Source organism: Blastococcus carthaginiensis (genome assembly GCF_030731085.1).
Classification (GTDB): Bacteria; Actinomycetota; Actinomycetes; order Mycobacteriales; family Geodermatophilaceae; genus Blastococcus; species Blastococcus carthaginiensis.
In genome coordinates this window covers 288,292-305,434 of record NZ_JASNFN010000002.1, presented here as the reverse complement: position 1 = coordinate 305,434, position 17,143 = coordinate 288,292, and the positions used below count along the sequence as shown (strand labels likewise).

The 17,143-nt window shown below is 74.2% G+C and carries 16 protein-coding genes and 1 pseudogene; 11 read left to right on the top strand and 6 right to left on the bottom strand.

Annotated features, from left to right (window positions below; genetic code table 11):
• Nucleotides 1–17 precede the first annotated feature (17 nt).
• The 3 genes from QOZ88_RS04315 to QOZ88_RS04305 are packed head-to-tail and all read left to right on the top strand — an operon-like array spanning nucleotide 18 to nucleotide 3,464.
• The gene (locus tag QOZ88_RS04315) at nucleotides 18–1,436 is read left to right on the top strand and encodes an amidase (protein WP_305998555.1); all 1,419 of its coding nucleotides are present in this window, start codon (nucleotides 18–20) and stop codon (nucleotides 1,434–1,436) included.
• Nucleotides 1,433–2,161 (top strand): sulfite exporter TauE/SafE family protein, encoded by a 729-nt coding sequence (locus QOZ88_RS04310; RefSeq protein ID WP_305998554.1) that lies wholly within the window; start codon nucleotides 1,433–1,435, stop codon nucleotides 2,159–2,161. The genes QOZ88_RS04315 and QOZ88_RS04310 overlap by 4 nt, the downstream gene beginning before the upstream one ends.
• A 43-nt stretch (nucleotides 2,162–2,204) precedes the next feature.
• Nucleotides 2,205–3,464: an MFS transporter gene (locus QOZ88_RS04305; protein WP_305998553.1), complete on the top strand. Its 1,260-nt coding sequence runs from the start codon at nucleotides 2,205–2,207 to the stop codon at nucleotides 3,462–3,464.
• A gap of 9 nt (nucleotides 3,465–3,473) precedes the next feature.
• Here the strand turns inward: QOZ88_RS04305 and QOZ88_RS04300 are convergent, their stop codons facing one another.
• From QOZ88_RS04300 to QOZ88_RS04285, 4 genes are all read right to left on the bottom strand, one after another.
• Entirely contained in the window at nucleotides 3,474–3,851 is a 378-nt protein-coding gene (locus tag QOZ88_RS04300) for an ester cyclase (RefSeq protein WP_305998552.1), read from the bottom strand.
• Between the two features lie 67 nt (nucleotides 3,852–3,918).
• Nucleotides 3,919–4,770 carry a pyridoxal kinase PdxY gene (pdxY, locus tag QOZ88_RS04295; protein WP_305998551.1) on the bottom strand — a complete coding sequence of 284 codons (852 nt, stop codon included), beginning with the start codon at nucleotides 4,768–4,770 and terminating at the stop codon, nucleotides 3,919–3,921.
• A 145-nt stretch (nucleotides 4,771–4,915) separates the two neighbouring features.
• Nucleotides 4,916–5,743 (bottom strand): IclR family transcriptional regulator domain-containing protein, encoded by an 828-nt coding sequence (locus tag QOZ88_RS04290; RefSeq protein ID WP_305998550.1) that lies wholly within the window; start codon nucleotides 5,741–5,743, stop codon nucleotides 4,916–4,918.
• 89 nt (nucleotides 5,744–5,832) lie between these two features.
• On the bottom strand, nucleotides 5,833–7,410 hold the full coding sequence (locus QOZ88_RS04285; protein WP_305998549.1) for an amidohydrolase family protein: 1,578 nt from the start codon (nucleotides 7,408–7,410) through the stop codon (nucleotides 5,833–5,835).
• Between the two features lie 175 nt (nucleotides 7,411–7,585).
• On the opposite strand from QOZ88_RS04285, the gene QOZ88_RS04280 reads away from it, so the two are divergent.
• From QOZ88_RS04280 to QOZ88_RS04245, 8 genes and pseudogenes are all read left to right on the top strand, one after another.
• Nucleotides 7,586–8,776, top strand: a complete 1,191-nt coding sequence (locus QOZ88_RS04280) for a CaiB/BaiF CoA transferase family protein (protein ID WP_305998548.1) — start codon at nucleotides 7,586–7,588, stop codon at nucleotides 8,774–8,776.
• Complete coding sequence (locus QOZ88_RS04275; RefSeq protein ID WP_305998547.1) at nucleotides 8,773–9,618, top strand: citryl-CoA lyase; 846 nt, start codon at nucleotides 8,773–8,775, stop codon at nucleotides 9,616–9,618. Before QOZ88_RS04280 ends, QOZ88_RS04275 begins: the two co-directional genes overlap by 4 nt.
• Before the next feature lie 10 nt (nucleotides 9,619–9,628).
• The gene (locus QOZ88_RS04270; protein ID WP_305998546.1) at nucleotides 9,629–10,600 is read left to right on the top strand and encodes a zinc-binding dehydrogenase; all 972 of its coding nucleotides are present in this window, start codon (nucleotides 9,629–9,631) and stop codon (nucleotides 10,598–10,600) included.
• An 82-nt stretch (nucleotides 10,601–10,682) separates the two neighbouring features.
• Complete coding sequence (locus QOZ88_RS04265; protein ID WP_305998545.1) at nucleotides 10,683–11,546, top strand: dioxygenase family protein; 864 nt, start codon at nucleotides 10,683–10,685, stop codon at nucleotides 11,544–11,546.
• A gap of 114 nt (nucleotides 11,547–11,660) precedes the next feature.
• A complete protein-coding gene (locus QOZ88_RS04260; RefSeq protein ID WP_305998544.1) occupies nucleotides 11,661–11,816 on the top strand; it encodes a hypothetical protein in 156 nt (51 codons plus the stop codon).
• Nucleotides 11,817–11,826: 10 nt separating this feature from the next.
• Entirely contained in the window at nucleotides 11,827–12,840 is a 1,014-nt protein-coding gene (locus QOZ88_RS04255) for a ribonuclease Z (RefSeq protein ID WP_305998543.1), read from the top strand.
• Between the two features lie 22 nt (nucleotides 12,841–12,862).
• The gene (locus tag QOZ88_RS04250) at nucleotides 12,863–14,461 is read left to right on the top strand and encodes an alpha/beta hydrolase fold domain-containing protein (protein WP_305998542.1); all 1,599 of its coding nucleotides are present in this window, start codon (nucleotides 12,863–12,865) and stop codon (nucleotides 14,459–14,461) included.
• A 74-nt stretch (nucleotides 14,462–14,535) separates the two neighbouring features.
• Nucleotides 14,536–15,474 (top strand): annotated as a pseudogene (locus tag QOZ88_RS04245) (L-dopachrome tautomerase-related protein); the annotation flags it as partial.
• Between the two features lie 44 nt (nucleotides 15,475–15,518).
• On the opposite strand, the gene QOZ88_RS04240 reads toward QOZ88_RS04245, so the two are convergent.
• Both QOZ88_RS04240 and folP read right to left on the bottom strand, forming a co-directional pair.
• Nucleotides 15,519–15,770, bottom strand: a complete 252-nt coding sequence (locus tag QOZ88_RS04240; RefSeq protein WP_305998596.1) for a DNA methyltransferase — start codon at nucleotides 15,768–15,770, stop codon at nucleotides 15,519–15,521.
• 452 nt (nucleotides 15,771–16,222) lie between these two features.
• Nucleotides 16,223–17,056, bottom strand: coding sequence for a dihydropteroate synthase (gene folP / locus QOZ88_RS04235; protein WP_305998541.1), 834 nt, complete (start codon nucleotides 17,054–17,056; stop codon nucleotides 16,223–16,225).
• Between the last annotated feature and the right edge of the window lie 87 nt (nucleotides 17,057–17,143).

The window sequence follows — 17,143 nt, the reverse complement described above, 5'->3', positions numbered from 1 at the left end:
GCAGATGAGGTGGCGGAGTGGTCGAACAGCCATGGGATGCGGTCGAGACCGCGAGCCGGATCGACAGCGGCGAGGTATCCGCCCGCGAGGTGGTGGAGGAGTCGATCCGCCGGATCGAGAAGCACGACCCCGACCTCAACATGATGGTGGCCACCCGCTTCGAGGAAGCCCTCGCGGAGGTCGACCGGGGCTTGCCCGACGGCCCGCTCCGGGGTGTCCCCATCGTGATCAAGGATCTGGGGGCCGATGTCGCCGGGCTGCCCAGCACCAAGGGCAGTCGCCTCTTCGCCGAGGGCGTCGCGGCCCGGGACAGCACGGTGGTGGCGCGCTATCGCGCCGCAGGCATGGTCGTGCTGGGCACCACCAACAGCCCGGAACTGGGCAAGAACGCGAGCACCGAGCCTGTTCTGTACGGCCCCACGCGGAACCCGTGGAACATCGACCGTTCGCCGGGCGGGTCCAGCGGAGGATCGGCGGCCGCGGTGTCGGCCGGCCTGGTTCCGGTCGCGCACGGCAACGACGGCGGCGGATCGATCCGGATTCCGGCCGCCATGTGCGGGCTGTTCGGCCTCAAGCCCAGCCGCGGCCGCGTGCCGTCGTGGCCCTACCCCAGCGCGCTCTCCGCGCCGGTGTCGGTGCACCATGCACTCACGACCACGGTGCGGGACAGCGCAGTGCTCCTGGACGTCGTCGCCGGCCACGTGCCGGGTGATGCGTACGGTGCCCCGACTCCTAACCGGTCGTTCGCCGAGCACCTCGAGGTCAGGGCTCCCCGGCTGCGGATCGGCTGGTCGACCGCGGCTCTGGGCGGCGTCCCGGTCCACCCGGACTGCGCCGCGGCCGTTCAGCGGGCTGCGGAACTCTGTGCGGAACTCGGGCACGACGTCGCCGAGGTGACGCTGAACCATGATCCTGCCCTGGTCATGGCGGCCTCCGGCACGATCATGGCCGTCGAGTTGGTGGCCGCCGTGGAGCAGCGGCTGCGTGAACTGGGCCGGGAGCTGCGGGACGACGACCTCGAGCCGTTCACCCACGGGCTCCTCCAGCACGGGAGGACGATCACCGGGGCGCAGACCGCCGAGGCGTTGCGGGCGGCGCAGGAGGTCGGCTGGCAGGTGGGGCGCCTGTTCGCCGACCACGACGTGCTGCTGCTCCCCACGCTCGCGCAGCCCGTGCCGCCCCTGGGCCTGCTGGACACGACGCGTCCCGAGACGCTGTACGAGCACGGGACCACCTACTCGATCTTCACCAGCCTCTTCAACGTCACCGGGCAGCCGGCGATGTCGGTGCCGTTCGGAACGGACACGGCGGGTCTTCCCGTCGGCGTGCAGTTCGCCGCCGACCTGGGGGAAGAGGGGCGGCTCCTGCAGCTCGCGGCCCAGTTGGAGCAGGCCGCTCCCTGGCCCCGGAACGCGCCAGGCTACGCGCAGGAGTGACGCTCGCGGCCCTCGCCGCGGCGGCGGCCGCGGTCTTCCTGCTGGCCGCGACCGCGCAGGCGGTCACCGGGTTCGGTTTCGCGCTGGTCGCGGTACCGCTCCTGCTGCTGGTCACCGACTCGGTCACGGCGGTCGTGGCGACCACCGCGGTGAGCCTGGTGCTCACCGGTCTCATCGGCTATCGGGAGCGCGGGCACGTCCAGCGGCCGACGGCGGTCCGTTTCATCGTCGCGGGACTGATCGGCATGCCGCTGGGGCTCGTGGCTCTCGCGCGACTGGACGAACGGCCCCTGACGGTCCTGATCGCGGTGGCCGTGCTGCTGTGCGCCGGCCTGCTCTGGTCGGGAGTGCGCGTACCGGCCGGTTCCGGGCCGCAGTGGGGCGCCGGTCTGCTCAGCGGGGCGCTGCTCACCTCCACCGGGATGAACGGCCCTCCCGTCGTGCTGATGTTGCAGGCGCGCGCGCTCGCGCCGCGTCCCTTCCGCGCGACGTTGCAGATCGTCTTCCTCGGCCAGGACGTCGCAGCCGTGGCCGCCTTCGCCGTCCTCGGGTACCTCTCTCCGGTCGTGGCGACGGTCGTGGCCGCCGCCGCGGTCGGGGTACCGGCCGGCTGGTGGCTGGGCGACCGGCTGTTCGGCCTGCTACCCCCGGCGGGGTTCCGGGTCCTGGTCCTGACGACGGTCACAGCGACCGCCGCCGTGTCCCTCGCCACGGCGGCGACCTGAGATGCTCCGCATGCGGCCTCGCCGGGGCAGGAGACCGTCCGACGTGGCCGGGCCGTCGCGGGCCGGGGAAGCGGCACCCGGCGCATTCGACATCCTGCGCATCCGTCCGTTCCTGGTGCTGTGGCTCAGCGCGGCGGTCGTGTTCCTGGGCGTGATGGCGCAGAACATCGCCCGCACCTGGCTGGCGTTCGAGCTCACCGGTTCCAACGCTGCGCTGGGTGGCGTCCTGCTCTCCTTCGGCGTCGCGATGCTCGTGGCGACGCCGTGGGGCGGCGTCGCGGCCGACCGGCTCCCCAAGCGGCTGGTGATGCAGGTGGCCACCCTGCTGCTCGTGCTGTCCAGCGCCTGGATCGGCGTCGCGACGGCCACCGCCGTCGTCACGTACTGGATGCTGATCGTGGCCGGTGTCGTGCAGGCGATCGGGTTCGCTCTCTTCAGCCCGGCCCGCATGGCCCTGCTCGCCGAGCTGGTGCCGCGGGACGCGGTGCCCGGCGCGGTGTCGCTGATCCTGGTCAACTCCGAGGTCAGCCGGGTCGTGGGGCCGGCGCTGGCCGGCTTGGTCATCGGCAGCTTCACGTTCGGCACCGAAGCGGTCTTCCTGACCAGCGCCGTCCTGCTGGCCCTGGGGATCGGAATCAATCTCGCCCTTCCGCCGGGCCGCCGCCGGGTCGATGCGTCGGGCCGGTCACCCCTGGGTGAGTTGATGGACGGGCTGTCCTACGTGCGCCGTCGGCCGGACCTCGCGGCCCTGCTGTGGTGCGGCATCGGGGTCACGATGGCCGGCCTGCCCTACCTGGCCTTCCTCCCGGCGGTGGCCAGCGATCTCTTCGATCTCGGTTCGCTCGGCTACGGCCTGCTGTCGGCGAGTTCCGCGGTAGGCGCGGTGCTGACCGGGCTCACGCTCGGTCGGAGGTCGCACCGCGGCGACCAGCACCGGCTGCTCATCGTGGCGGGGGCGGTCTTCGGGCTCGCGCTGGCCGCGATGGCGGCGGCGCCCAGCTTCGTCCTGGCGGTCGTCGCACTCGTCGTGGTGGGTGGGGCCCTGCTGGCCTTCCAGACGACGAGTCAGGCGCTGCTGCTCGCGCTGTCGGACATCGAGTTCCACGGCCGCGTCCAGGGGCTGGTCATGCTCAGCTTCGGTGCCTTCGGCGTCGCGGCACTCCCGCTGGGAATCCTGGCGGATGCGATCGGGGCACGGTGGACCCTCGCCGGGATGGGCGTGGTGGTCGTAGGGATCGTCCTCGTCTTCGCCGTCGTCAGCAGACGGACGAGGGCGGCGTCGCGGCTGCTCGACCTCGGCTGATCCCGCCCTTCAGCTTCGCCAGTCGACCCCGGGCAGGGTGGCGTTCCACGATTCGACGATCCGCCCGCCGGCCAGGCGCTGCACCACGAGCCAGGTCAGCAGCGACGGCTCACCCGTGTCGAGGTTGAGCCCGTCGGTGGTGGCACGGGTCCAGACCCGGTCACCGTCGACCACTTGGTCGTCCACGGTGCTGACGGCGTCGTGCAGAAAATGCCAGGCGGTCCGGAACTCCCTCTTGAGCTCTTCGCGCCCGAGGACCTTCGTGCCCGCGGAGGAATGGCGGACGTACTCCTCGGCGAAGAGTTCGTCGACCACGTCCACGTTCCGCCGGGTCCACAGCTCGTCCCAGTAGCGCGCGACCGTCGCAGCCATCTCCTGTTCGTCCACGACCGGCGAGTCTAGGTGCCGGCACCGGCCGCAGCCCCTGCTTCGCTCACCCGGTGCGGCCGGACGCTCAGACCTCCTCGACGGCGAAGGTGCGGGTCGGCGCGACGAACTCCTCCTGCGCGGCGACCAGCAGGATCTCGCGGGAACCGGCGTCCTCGGTGCGCTGCAGCAGGCCGAACACCGAGGCCGCGGCGCGCCCGAGGGACTCGGCCGCCGAGCGGGTCTCCAGCCAGTGGGCGAGGAACAGCGCGGCGATCGCGTCGCCGGCCCCGTTGACCGACACGCCCAGCCGCGGGGTGCGCACGCGCCAGTGCCGGCCGCCCTCGGAGGCGAGCAGGTCGACGGCGTCGTCGGGGGTGCCCTCGGCGACCAGTGACGTGGTGAGGACGACCCGCGGCCCGAGCGCCTGCACCGCGGCGACCGCGTCCTTCACCGAGGCCGGCGAGCGGGTGGTGGTGCCCGCGAGCAGGTCCAGCTCGTAGTGGTTGGGCGTCACCAGGTCGGCGGCCGGGACGGCGACCTCGCGCATGAACTCCTCGATGCCGGGGCGCACGAACACGCCGCGGCCGACGTCGCCGATGACCGGGTCGCAGCAGTAGACGGCGGCCGGGTTGGCCGCGCGCACCCGCGCCACCGTGCCGACGACGGCGTGCCCGATGTCGGCCGAGCCGAGGTAGCCCGACAGCACCGCGTCGCAGCTGCCGAGCGCGCCGCGGTCGGCGACGCCCTGCACGATCTCCTCGATCGACTGGCCGTCGTAGACGCGGCCGGTCCACTCGCCGTAGCCGGTGTGGTTGGAGAACTGGACGGTGTGCACCGGCCACACCTCGATGCCGAGGCGCTGCAGCGGGAAGACGGCGGAGCTGTTCCCGACGTGGCCGTAGGTGACGTGCGACTGGACGGAGAGGACGGCGGTCACGTCGGCCACCCTGGCACACGCGCCCACCGCCGCCACCAGCTCACCGGGTCATCGGCCTCGTCCTCCCTCACCGGGAGGCGTCCTCCCTCACCTCCTGCGCCGAGGGAGGACACGCCACGATCAGGGAACCTGATCGTGGCCGGGGTCAGGCGGTGGCGTCCGTCGTCCGCCCGGGGGAGAGCTCCACGTGCGGGCGGGACTGCCACAGCGCCCACTCGGCGCTGATGTCTCCGGCCGTGCGCAGCAGGTGGGGGAGGTGCTCGCCGACCAGCCGCTCGGTGGAGGTCTCGGCGGCGTGCACGGTGACGTTCATGGCCGCGCGGACGACGCCGTCGCCGTCCCGGACGGGCACCGCCACCGAGCGCACGCCCGGCGCGAGCTCCTCGTCGGCGAACGCCCAGCCGCGGGCGCGCACCTCGGTGAGCTCGGCGCGCAGCTGCTCGGGGGAGCGTCCGATCACGGGCGGCAGCCCGGCGCGGCTGGGCTGGGCGAGCGTGGCGGCGAGCTGGTCCGGCGCCAGCGCGGCGAGCAGGACCTTCCCCTGCGAGGTCTGGGCCGCCGGGAAGCGGGTGCCGATGTCGACCCGGAGTGCGATCAGCTTGGGCACCGCCACGCGGGCGACGTAGACGATGTCGGACCCGTCGAGCTGGGCCATCGAGGAGGATTCGCCGGTGCGGGCGACCAGCGCCTCCAGGTGCGGGCGGGCGATGTCCCAGAGCCCGAGCGCGCCGACGTAGGCCATGCCGAGAATGAGCACCTTCGGGGTGAGGGCGAACGCGCCGGCCGACGACCGCACGAAGCCCAGCTCCTCCAGCGTGAGCAGCAGCCGCCGGGCGGTCGGACGCGCCAGCCGCGCCGCCGCCGCCACCTCCGAGAGCGTCATCGTCGGGTGGTCGCGGTCGAAGGAGGCGAGGACGTCGAGGCCCCGTGCCAGCGCCTCGACGAAGTCGGGCCCGCTGCCGCGCCCTGCCATGTCCGTCGTCCTCTCTCGGTGCCGCGGTGGCGCGGCGGTCCCGCACGCACCCGCTGCCGGGAGTGTGCGAGACCGCCGGGCCGGTGCGCTCAGTGGTGCCGGGTCGGCTGCTCGCCGGCCGGCCGCTCGGTGGCCAGGTGCTCCTCGAACACCTGCTCGCGGGCGGCGTGCGTGCCGTGCGACTTGTACTCGGTGTACTGGTACGGGTTGTCGAGCACCTCGGTGCCGGGCAGGTCGGGGTACATGCCACCGGCCCACGCCTCCTCGCCCATCGCGCCGCGCAGGTGGTCCACGGTCGCGTCGACCTCCCGGCGGACGGCGGCCAGGTCGACGTCGACCAGGCGGTGCGCGTGCTTCACGACCCGGCCGTCGACCAGCACCGTGTGCACGTCGCCGCGCTGCGCCTGGAAGGCGACGTGGCCGAACGGGTTGAGCAGCGGGAAGGAGACCGGCGAGGCATCGTTCTTGATCAGGACGACGTCGGCCTTCCTGCCCGGCTGCAGGGTGCCCAGGTCGTCGCGGCCGAGCGCCAGCGCCCCGCCGCGGGTGGCCCACTGGACGACGTCCTGCGCGCGCAGCTGCAGGTGGGTGACCGTCTCGCCGGTCAGGTGCGCCTCGAAGTGCTCGCGGGAGCGGTCGGCGCCCAGCGTGGTGCGCATCGCGGAGAACAGGTCACCGCTCCACCACACGCTGGTGTCCATCGACAGCGACACCGGGATGCCGTGCGAGCGCACCTGCCAGGTGGGCGGGTACCCCTGCCCGGCGCTCTGCTCGGACTCCGTCGACACCGAGATCGACCCGCCGGTGGCGGCGATGCGGTGGTAGGAGTCAGGGGTGAGGGTGGCGGCGTGGACGTAGACCGTCTCGGGGGTCATGAAGCCGTGCTCGTGCATGAGCCGGATGCCGTCGTCGTTCGTGGCGCCCCAGACGCCGGCGTGCGTGGTGACCGGCAGGCCCAGCTCGCGGGCCACCTCGAAGGCGGCCTTCTCGGGGAAGGCGGGGTCGCCGGTGACGTCGAAGGCCAGCTGCAGGCCCAGCATGCCGTCGGCGGCGTCGCGGTGCCGCTCGAGGAAGGCGCGGACGGCCGGGTCGGCGGTCCACTCCCACGGCGCGGCCTGGATGTTGCCGTAGGCCAGGACGAAGCGGCCCGGCACCGAGCGCAGCGCCTCGACGGCGGCCTCGGCGTGGTCGACCGACTGCAGCCCGTGCGACCAGTCGACGGTGGTGGTGACGCCGGCCTCCAGCGCCTCCAGGGCCGAGAGCCGGTTGCCCGCCGCGACGTCCTCGGGCCGGAACTTCCGCCCGTGCTCGAGGTAGTACCAGACGAAGTACTGCGTGAGCGTCCAGTCGGCGCCGTAGCCGCGCATCGCGGTCTGCCACATGTGCCGGTGGGTGTCGATCATCCCGGGCATCACGATGCCGCCGCGGGCGTCGATCTCCTGCGTGCCCTCGGGCACCTCCAGCGCCGGCCCGACGGCGGCGATGCGGTCGTCCACGACCAGCACGTCCGCGTCGGGCAGGACGGTGCAGGTCTCGTCCATGGTCAGCACGGTCCCGCCGCGCAGGACCACCGGACGGCCGGCCGCCGGAGCGGGTTCGGAGTGGGTCATCGTCTCCTCCTGGACGTCGTCGTCGCGTCGCCGGACCAGCGTCCGTGCAGCGGACACCCAGTGCGACCTTCGTCACGATGTCCGGTGCGACCGGCGCTGTCAACCGGTGCAGCGTCGGTCCGTCCTGCGCCACGGACCGCGGTTGACAGCCTTCCGCGGGCGCCGGAGACTGCGGACGCCGATTTGCGGACGGTCGTCCGCGCGCGTCGACGACGAGGAGGGTGCATCCCGGATGAGCGCTGACGCCGAGGACTCCGGGGGACCGGCGACCGGCCCTCTCTCCGGCCTGCTGGTGGCGGACTTCTCCCGCATCCTGGCCGGGCCCTACGCCACGATGCTGCTCGCCGACCTCGGGGCGGAGGTGGTCAAGGTCGAGGGGCCGCACGGCGACGACACCCGCACCTGGCAGCCGCCCGTCCGCGACGGCGTCTCGACGTACTACATGGGCGCCAACCGCAACAAACGCTCGGTCGCCCTCGACCTCAAGGACCCGGCCGACCAGGCGGTCGCGCAGGAGCTGGCGCGGCGGGCCGACGTCTTCGTGGAGAACTTCAAGCCGGGCGGGCTGGCCCGCTTCGGGCTGGACTACGACGCCGTCGCGCGCACCAACCCCGGCGTCGTCTACGCCTCCGTCAGCGGTTTCGGCAGCGCGCCCGAGGGCGCGTCGCTGCCGGGCTACGACCTCATCGTGCAGGCGATCTCGGGGTTCATGAGCCTGACCGGTGACCCCGCCGGGTCGCCCTACCGCGGCGGGGTCGCGCTCTTCGACGTGATGGCCGGCCTGCACGCCACGATCGGGGTGCTCTCGGCGCTGAACCACCGGCACGCCACCGGGCGGGGGCAGCACATCGAGGTCAACCTGCTCTCCTCGGCGCTCTCGGGTCTGGTCAACCAGACCAGCGCCTACGTCGCCGGCGGCGTGGTGCCCTTCCGGATGGGCAACAGCCACCCCAGCCTGTTCCCGTACGAACCGCTGCCCTGCGCCGACGGCGACCTGATCGTCACCGCCGGCAACAACGGCCAGTTCCGCAAGCTGGTGGAGGTGCTGGGCGTACCGGAGCTGGCCGACGACCCGCGGTTCAGCCGCAACGAGGACCGCACCGCCAACCGCGACGAGCTGCGCCCGCTGCTGGTGGAGCGGCTGCGCACCCGTACCAAGCAGGAGTGGTTCCGCGACATCATCGGCGCCGGCGTGCCCTGCGGGCCGATCAACACGATCGACCAGGGCGTGGCCTTCGCGCAGGAGGTGGGCCTGGACCCCGTCGTCGAGGTGGGGGAGGGTGCGGCCGCGGTGCCGACCGTGCGCAACCCGATCACCTTCTCCGAGACGCCGCCGGCCTACCGGCTGCCGCCGCCGGGCCTGGACGAGCACGGCGCGGAGATCCGCCGCTGGCTGAGCGCACCCGAGGAGGAGGCCCGGTGACCGCCGAGCACCCGCAGCACCTGCAGTACCGGACGGCGCTCGGCGCCTCGAGCCTGGAGTCGATCACCCTCCTCGGCACGGACCTCGCCCGCGACGTCATGGGCACCGTGGGCTTCGGGGAGCTGGCCTTCTGGCTGGCCACCCAGCGGCGGCCGGCGCCGGGCGAGACCCGCGTGTTCGAGGCGGTGCTCGCCGCGCTCGCCGACCACGGCTTCACGCCGACCGCGATCGTCACCCGGCTCACCTACCTGTCGGCACCCGACTCGATCCAGGGCGCCCTGGCCGCCGGTCTGCTGGGTGGCGGGTCCCGCTTCCTGGGCGTCACCGAGGACTGCGGCCGCTTCCTGCACGGCGTCCTCACCTCGGTGAACGGCGACCTGCCCGACGACGACGCCGGCTGGGACGCGCTCGCCCTGGAGACGGTGACGGCGCAGCGGGCCGCCGGCCGGTTCGTCCCCGGGCTCGGCCACCACGTGCACAAGCAGGGCGACCCGCGCACCCCGCGGCTGTTCGAGATCGCCGCCGAGGAGCGCCTGGTCGGCCCGCACCTGCAGCTGTTCGCCGCCATCGGCCGCACCCACGACCAGGTGCTCGGCAAGCGGCTCCCGCTCAACGGCGCCGGCGTCTGCGGTGCCGCCCTGGCGGACCTGGGGCTGCCGATGGAGCTGCTGCGCGGGTTCGCGCTGCTCGCCCGCACCGCCGGGCTGATCGGCCAGCTCGCCGAGGAGCTGCGGCACCCGGTGGCCAACGACGTCTTCCTCTCGGTCGACCTGAACAACCGGCCGGTCGAGCCCGATCCCTTCGTCCCCGCGCCGCTGCCCGGCGCCGGACCGCAGGGCTGAGGGGCCGGCCGTGCGCGCCGCCGTCCTGCACACGCCGGGGGAGACCCCGGAGCTGCGCGAGCACCCCGACCCCGGGCCCGGCAGTGACCGCACCGTCGTCCGGGTGACCGCGGCGCCGCTGGTCCCGCTCGACCTGCTGTGCGCGTCGGGCACCTCGTACTTCGGGCGGCCCGCGGTGCCCTACGTGCCCGGGGTGCAGGGGGTGGGCGTGGTCGAGAGCGGGCCGGGCGCGGCCGCGGGCACGCGGGTCTGGTTCAGCACGACCGCCGGCATGGCCCCCGGCGACGGCAGCCTCGCAGAGCGCTGCGCGGTGGCGGCCGACGACGTCGTCCCCGTGGACGCCGACGTCCCCGACGCCGCCCTGGCCGCCCTCGGGCTCTCCGCCGTCGCCGCCTGGATGTCGCTCACCTGGCGCGGCGGGTTGCGGCCGGGCGAGCACGTGCTCGTGCTCGGCGCGGGCGGGGCGGTCGGCCAGGCGGCGGTCGGCGCGGCGCGGCTGCTGGGCGCCGGCCGGGTGGTGGCGGCGGCGCGCTCGGCCGCGGCCCGCGACCGGGCGCTGGCCGCCGGCGCCGACGCGGTGGTGGCGCTGGACGCCGGTGCCGACGCGCTCGCGGAGCGGTTCGCCGACGCGGCCGGCGGGCGGCTGGACCTCGTCGTCGACCCCGTCTTCGGCGTGGCGGCCACGGCCGCCGCCCGGGCGCTCTCGGCGGGCGGGCGGCTGGTGAACCTGGGCGGCGCCTCGGGGGACACCGCGGAGTTCTCCTCCGCGGTGCTGCGGGGGAAGGCGGCGTCGGTGCTCGGCTACACGAACAACGCGCTGACCGCGGCGCAGCGCGCCGAGTCCGTCGGCGCGATCGCACGCGAGGCGGCGGCCGGCCGGCTGGCCGTCGCGCACGAGCAGGTGCCGCTCGCCGACGTCGCCACCGCGTGGCGGCGGCAGGCGACGGGCGACCCCGGTGTCCGGCTGGTCCTGACGCCCTGAACGAGCAGGCCCCGCGCGGGAACCGCGGGGGGAGGAACCGCGCGGCCGGCACCCGGTCGCGCCGGACGGCAGGAGGACCGTCGTGCACCTGGTGACCGAGAAGAACATCACCGAGCTCGCGGTGGAGCGCTGGGCCACCGCCCGCGATCCGCGGCTGGCGGAGGTCATGACCGCGCTCGTGCGGCACCTGCACGACTTCGCCCGCGAGGTGCGGCTGACCGAGGACGAGTGGATGTCCGCCGTCCAGTGGCTGACCGCCACGGGGCAGATCAGCACCGAGAAGCGCGAGGAGTTCATCCTCGCCTCCGACGTGCTCGGCCTGTCGATGCTCGTCGTCCAGATGAACCACCGGCTGGACCCGCGGGCGACCCCGGCCACGGTGCTGGGGCCCTTCCACATCGAGGGCTCGCCCGAGCTCGGCCACGGCGAGGACATGTCCGAGGGGCTGCCCGGCACCCCGCTGTACCTGCACGGCCGGGTCACCGACCTCGACGGCGCCCCGGTGGCCGGCGCGGTCCTCGACGTGTGGCAGGCCGACACCGAGGGCGCGTACGAGTCCCAGATCCCCGACATCGACGAGGCCCGGCTGCGCGCCAAGTACACGACGGACGACGACGGCCGCTACTGCCTGCGCACGATCGCGCCGCTGGGCTACACGATCCCGATGGACGGCCCGGTCGGCGACCTGGTGGCGCGCACGGAGATCAGCCACTTCCGGCCGGCGCACATCCACTTCCTGATCAACGTGCCGGGCTTCGAGCCGTTGATCACCCACCTGTTCCAGGAGGGCGCGCAGTACCTGGACAGCGACGTCGTCTTCGGCACCAAGCAGGAGCTCGTGACCTCCTTCGAGGAGCGGGAGCCGGGCGCCACGCCCGACGGTGGCTCGATCGACGTGCCGTGGCTGGAGTCGCGCTACGACTTCGTGCTCCAGCGGCAGGGCTGAGGGGCACCACCACCTGCCGCGTCCGGGCCGGTCCGCCGACGGGCCCGGCTCGCGGCGGGCCCGGCTCGCGGCCACGATGGGGGCACGGACGCCGGACCGACGGAGGAGAGTGGGATGACCGACCCGAACACCCAGGGACAGGCCGAGCCGACCGACGAGGGGTCGCACGCCAGCGTGGGCGAGGACCCGGCCCGCCCCGGCGGCGGTCGCACCGGCGGGGAGACCTCCGTCGACGAGGCGATGGGCCAGGAGCCGGCCGACCCGGCCTGAGGAGGCCGCGGTGTCGGCGCGCGAGCTCGTCGTTCTCGGCACCTCGAGCCAGGCGCCGACCCGCGATCGCAACCACAACGGGTACCTCCTGCGCTGGGACGGCGAGGGCCTTCTCTTCGATCCCGGCGAGGGCACCCAGCGGCAGCTGCTCCTCGCCGGGGTGCCCAGCAGCGCGATCACCCGGATCTGCATCTCGCACTTCCACGGTGACCACTGCCTGGGGCTGCCCGGCGTGCTGCAGCGCATGAACCTGGACCGGGTGGCGCACCCGGTGCCGGTGCACTTCCCGGCCGGCGGCCGCCCGTGGTTCGACCGGCTGCGCTCCGCGTCGGTGTTCCACGACGTGCTCGACGTCCCCGAGCTGGCCGTGGCCGGCGACGGGCCGGTCGCGGTCGGCGGCTTCGGCACGCTCGATGCCCGGCGGCTGGACCACCCGGTCGAGACCTACGGTTACCGCCTGGTGGAGCCCGACGGGCGCCGGATGCTGCCCGACCGGCTCGCCCGCCACGGCATCGCCGGCCCCGACGTGGGTCGGCTGCAGCGGCTCGGCACCCTGGAGCGGGGCGGCCGGGTGGTGCACCTGGAGGAGGTCAGTGCGCCGCGGCCGGGCCAGCGGTTCGCCTTCGTGATGGACACCCGGCTGTGCGACGCCGTGTGGGCGCTGGCGGAGGACGCCGACCTCCTGGTGGTCGAGTCCACCTTCCTCGACGCCGACGCGGGGTTGGCCCACGAGTACGGCCACCTCACCGCCCGGCAGGCCGCGACCGTGGCCGCCGACTGCGGGGTGCGGACGCTCGTGCTCACCCACTTCTCCCAGCGGTACGACGACCCTCGCCGGTTCGGCGACGAGGCTCGGCCGGTGTTCGGCGGGGACGTCGTCGTCGCGGCCGACCTGCAGACCGTGCCGGTGCCGCCCCGCGCCGAGGCGGCCGCGGGGACGCCCGCCGCCGGCCGGGTGCATCCCGATCGCCGTGCGTGCCCGACGAGGTCGTGGGTAGGAGCCACCCCGACCGGTTGTGCATGACGGAGAGAAGAGGAGGCCACCCGTGGCCCTGGACTACCCGACCCTGCCCGGCGACATCGACCACCTGATCGCCGACGACCACGCGATCGTCGAGCGGCAGTTCCAGCACCTGGAAGCCGGCCGCGGCAACCGCCGCGTCCTCGTCGACCAGGTCTCCTTCGAGCTGGCGCTGCACGCGTTCGCCGAGGAGACGGTGCTCTACCCGATCTGGACCGAGATCGGGATGACCGACGAGCACGACGACGCCGAGCACGAGCACCAGGAGATCAAGGAGATCCTCGTCGTCCTCGGCCGCACCGAGCCGGGGGAGCAGGAGTTCGAGCAGGCGCTCACCTCGCTCATGCAGGTCGTCCGGCACCACGTGGACGACGAGGAGAAGGAAGAGCTGCCCGAGTTCCGCCAGAAGGCCGGACCGGAGCGCATGGCCCAGCTGGGGAAGGAGTTCCTGGCCGCCAAGCGGCAGGCGCCCACCCGGCCGCACCCGAACGCCCCGAGCGAGGGCGTCGCCGAGAAGGTCGCCGGGATGCTGGCCAAGCCCCTCGACCAGGTCCGCGACATGCTGGAGGGCAAGAAGAAGGAGATGGCCACCGACGCCTCCGGGTTGCTCGACCCCCAGGCGCAGGCGATCGTCGACGCGCACTCCTCCCTCGGCCCGCTGCCGTTCGAGATCCTCGAGCCCGACCAGGCGCGCAAGCAGCCGGGCCCGAAGGAAGCCGTCCAGAAGGTCATGGCCGACAAGGGCCTCGAGGGCCCCGAGGAGGTCGGCTCGGTCGAGGACATCGTGATCCCCGACGCCGCCGGCGGGCAGATGCGCATGCGCGTCTACAAGCCCAAGGACGCCGGGGCCGAGGCCCTGCCGGTCATCATGTGGATCCACGGCGGCGGCTGGGTGCTGTTCGACATCGACGACCACTACGACGACTCCTGCCGCGGCCTGACCAACAAGACCGGCGCCATCGTGGTCAGCCCCGACTACCGGCGGGCGCCCGAGGCGGTCTTCCCCGCCTCGCACGACGACGTCCTGGCCGCCTACCGGTGGACCGTGCAGCACATCGCCGAGCTCGGCGGCGACCCGTCGCGCATCGGCATCGGCGGCGAGTCCGTCGGCGGCAACATGGCGCCGGCCGCGGTGCTCCAGCTCGCGCAGGCAGGCGAGCCCGTCCCGGCGGCGATCGTGAGCGTCTACCCGGTGACCACCGGTGAGCAGTTCGGCGAGTCGATGGAGGACGCCGCCGATGCGCGCCCGCTGAACCGGGCGTTGCTCTCCTGGATGGCCATGCACGCCTTCGAGGGGCAGCCGGACGCGGCGAAGGACCCGCGCATCGACCTGCTCGGCTGGAGCCGCGAGCAGCTGGCGCTCATGCCGCCGACGCTGGTCATCACCGACGAGCGCGACGTGCTGCGCAGCCAGGGGCAGCAGTTCGCGGAGAACCTGGAGGCCGCCGGCGTCGCCACGACGCACCGCTATTACGCGGGCGTCATGCACGAGTTCTTCGGTGCCGCCGCGGTGCTGGACAAGGCCGAGCAGGCGCAGCAGGAAGCGGCGCAGCACTTCGTCCGCGCCCTCGGTGCCGCCCGGCCGGCGGTCGGCGCCACGCCGTCCGGCAGCACCGCCCGGTGACGACGGCCGAGCTGCGGCTCGCGACCGACGAGCGGGTGGGCGACCTCGAGGTCGTCCACCTGTTCGACGGCGCGATGCCCACCGGGGTCACGGTCTCCCACGGCGGGCGGGTCTTCGTCTGCTACCCCAAGTGGGGTGACGACGTCGGTTTCACGGTCGCCGAACTGCGGGACGGGCAGGCGGTCGCCTACCCGTCGCAGGAGCTCAACGACAACCGCTCCGACGCAGACCCCGAACGGCTGGTCTCGGTGCAGAGCGTGGTCGTCGACCCGGCCGACCGGCTGTGGTTGCTCGACACCGGCAGCCCGATGTTCCGGCCGACGGAGCACGGCGGGCCGAAGCTGGTCTGCGTCGACCTGGCGACCGACACCGTCGAGCGGGTGGTCCTCTTCCCGGCCGACGTGGCGCTGCCGACGACGTACCTCAACGACGTCCGCTTCGACCTGCGGCGGGGCGAGGGCGGCTGCGCCTTCATCACCGACTCCTCCGACCAGGGGCCGAACGGGATCATCGTGGTGGACCTGGCGTCGAGGGAGTCGTGGCGCCGCCTGCACGAGCACCCGAGCACCAAGGCCGCGACCCCGCCGGACCTGCGGATGGTGGTCGAGGGCGTGGAGTTCGCCGAGCGGTCGCCCGACGGCGAGGTGCAGCCGGTGACCATGGGCGCCGACGGCATCGCGATCGCCGCCGACGGCGACCGGCTGTACTACTGCCCGCTGGCCGGGCGCCGCTGGTACAGCGTGTCGGTGGACGCGCTGGTCGACCGCTCGCAGGACGACGACGCCGTCGCCGCCACCGTGCGGGACGAGGGCGACAAGGGGTGCGTCAGCGACGGCCTGGAGACCGACGACGCAGGCCGGCTCTACGTCACCGACGGGGAGCACGACGCGATCCACCGGCGGCTGCCCGACGGCTCGTGGGAGACCGTGGTGCACGACCCGCGGCTGCTGTGGCCCGACACCATGAGCGTGGCCGCCGACGGGCACCTCTACGTGACGGCCAACCAGCTGTACCGGCAGGGTAAGTACCGCGGGGGAGAGGACCAGCGGCGGCGGCCCTACGCGCTCTTCCGCACGCCGAGCGCGGCGGGCCCGGCCCGGCCCCGCTGTGGCCAGGCCCGGCGCCCCCCCCGGCCCGCCGGGGCGGGCGCCAGCCGGGACGCCGCCGTGCGGCACCAGCGCTCCTCGAGCTCCACCCCGATCGACCGGCGGCCGACCCGCCGTGCGGCGACCAGCGTCGCCCCCGTGCCCGCGCAGGGGTCCAGGACGACCCCGCCGGGCGGGCAGGCGAGCCGCACCAGCGCCGCCATCACCGGGACCGGCTTGGGCACCGGGTGCCCCAGGCGCCGGCGCAGCTCCGGGGTGCGGGCCAGCACGCGGCGGGCGGTGTCGAGCCGCCGCGCCGGCGGGTACCAGCCGGGCGGTGCGGCGATCACCACCGCCTCGGGCGCGCCCGGCTCGCGGTGCCAGTCGAGCCAGGCGGCGATCCGCAGACCGCTGCCCTGCAGCAGGGACGGGACCCGGGTGGCGTTGTGCGTCCCGATGCAGGCGACGACGGGGCCGCGGCTGACCCGGGCGCACTCGCCCAGGAGCCGGCGCAGCCAGCCGAGGTATTCGCCCTCGGGCAGCCGGTCGTCGTGGCGGCCGTAGGGACGGCCGAGGTTCCACGGCGGATCGGTGACGACCGCGTCGACGGAGCCGCCCGGAAAGCCCGGCAGCAGGTCGCCGGCGTCCGCCCGCACGACCAGCGCCGCGGGCGCGGTCAGCGCGCCGAGCGCACGGCGTACGTGAGGTCGGCGGCCTGCCGGCCGACGCGGGCGTCGTGCACCCGCACGACGTGGCCGCCGCACGCGGCCCCCAGGGCGCAGGCCGCCGAGGTGGCGACGTCGAGCGGTGCGTCGCCGAGCTCCAGCGCACGGCGGAGGAAGATCTTGTTCGAGACCGCGACCAGCACCGGCAGGCCCAGCGCCGCGACCTCGTCCAGCCGGGCGAGCAGCCGCAGCGACTGCTGCCAGGACTTGCCGAGGTCGATCCCGGGGTCCAGGACGATCCGGTCCCGGCCGATCCCGGCCGCTTCGGCGGCCTTGACGAGCTCCGTCAGCCGGCCGCACACCTCGCCCAGCAGGTCGGCGTAGTCGGGATCCGGGTCCGGGACCCCGGGCGGTCGGCGGATGTGCGTGGCGATCACGGCCGCTCCGGCAGAGGCGGCGGCCGGCAGGTAGCCCGGGTCCCGGAAGCCGCTCATGTCGTTGCCGAGGACCGCCCCCTCGGCGAACGCGGCCGCGGCGACGGCCGCGCGGGTGGTGTCGACGGCCAGCGGCAGGTCGAACCGGGAGCGGAGCGCGGCGACCGTGCCGGCCGCGAGGTGGCACTCCTCGTCCGCCGAGACCTCCGCGACCCCGACGCCGCCCGGGCGCGCACCGACCTCCAGCACGTCGGCGCCGTCGGCCACCAGCTGCTCGGCCCGGGCCAGCAGCCGGTCCAGCGCGAAGTACGCGTCCCCGTCGTGGAAGGAGTCCCGCGTCCGGTTGAGGATCCCGACCACCAGGGGGCGTTCGGCGAGGTCGACGCGGCGGGCGCCCAGCTGCAGATGCATCTTCCCGGCCTACCGGATGCCGCGTCGCCGCGCGCGCCGGGCGGCACGGCCCGGACTGCTCGCAGGTCCCGTCCGGTCCGGAGCCGC